Raw genomic sequence first — 1,370 nt, 5'->3', positions numbered from 1 at the left:
TTGACAACCAATGTGTTCGTGCATTCCAGTTAGCACCTGGACCCGTTTACGGACACGGGTTCCCATGCGGTATGAATGTGGCTTGGACTGTTAGTGCTCGCGGGCTGAACGCCTCGTTGCCTCGGCGCGTACACCCCGAGTCTATCTAACTCGTCTTCTACGAGTGTCCTCGGTGGTACTTCTTTTTCATGTGGGTTTCGAGCTTAGATGCGTTCAGCTCTTACCCCGTGGTGCGTAGCTTCCCGGCATTTGCCTTGTCAGACAACCGGTACACCAGTGGCACCCAAACGTAGTTCCTCTCGTACTATACGTTCGTTCACGTCAAGTACCTTAACACCCCCAATAGATAGCAGCCGACCTGTCTCACGACGGTCTAAACCCAGCTCACGACCTCCTTTAATAGGCGAACAACCTCACCCTTGCCTGCTTCTGCACAGGCAGGATGGAGGGAACCGACATCGAGGTAGCAAGCCACCGGGTCGATATGTGCTCTTGCCGGTGACGACTCTGTTATCCCTAAGGTAGCTTTTCTGTCATCTACGAGCCGCATCAAGCAGCTTCGTAGGTTCGCTAGACCACACTTTCGTGTCAGCGTCCCTCGTTGTGTAGGACACTGTCAGGCTTCCGTTTGCTCTTGCGCTCTTCCTCGGGTTTCCGACCCGAGTGAGGAAACCTTGGGGCGCGCTCGATATCTTTTCGAGCGCGTACCGCCCCAGTCAAACTGCCCGGCTACCGGTGTCCTCCTCCCGGAGTGAGAGTCACAGTCACTAACGGGTAGTATTTCAATGGTGACTCGGTGGCCCGCTGGCGCGGGTACCTGTGTAATGTCTTCTACCTATGCTGCACATTAGCGACCATGTCTCAGCGACAGCCTGCAGTAAAGCTCTATAGGGTCTTCGCTTCCCCTTGGGGGTCTCCAGACTCCGCACTGGAACGTACAGTTCACCGGGCCCAACGTTGGGACAGTGGCGCTCTCGTTGATCCATTCATGCAAGCCGCTACTGAAGCGGCAAGGTACTACGCTACCTTAAGAGGGTCATAGTTACCCCCGCCGTTGACGGGTCCTTCGTCCTATTGTACTAGGTGTTCAGATACCCGCACTGGGCAGGATTCAGTGACCGTACGAGTCCTTGCGGATTTGCGGTCACCTATGTTGTTACTAGACAGTCGGAGCGCCCAAGTCACTGCGACCTGCTCGTCTACGGAGCAGGCATCCCTTCTCGCGAACTTACGGGACTAATTTGCCGAATTCCCTAACGTCGGTTGCTCCCGACGGGCCTTGGCTTGCTCTGCCAGAGTACCTGTGTCGGATCTCGGTACGAATACCACGCTCGTCTTTTCACGGACTCTAGGTACCATCGAATTGCTCT

1 rRNA gene is annotated in these 1,370 nt (G+C 55.3%); it reads right to left on the bottom strand.

The annotated features are described in order from the left end of the window. Nucleotides 1-70 precede the first annotated feature (70 nt). A 23S ribosomal RNA gene (locus BLR57_RS19665) occupies nucleotides 71-1,370 on the bottom strand; the annotation flags it as partial.

The organism is Halogranum gelatinilyticum (genome assembly GCF_900103715.1).
Lineage (GTDB): Archaea > Halobacteriota > Halobacteria > Halobacteriales > Haloferacaceae > Halogranum > Halogranum gelatinilyticum.
Note: the sequence above shows the minus strand (reverse complement) of the source record. Positions and strands in the feature narration are given on the sequence as shown.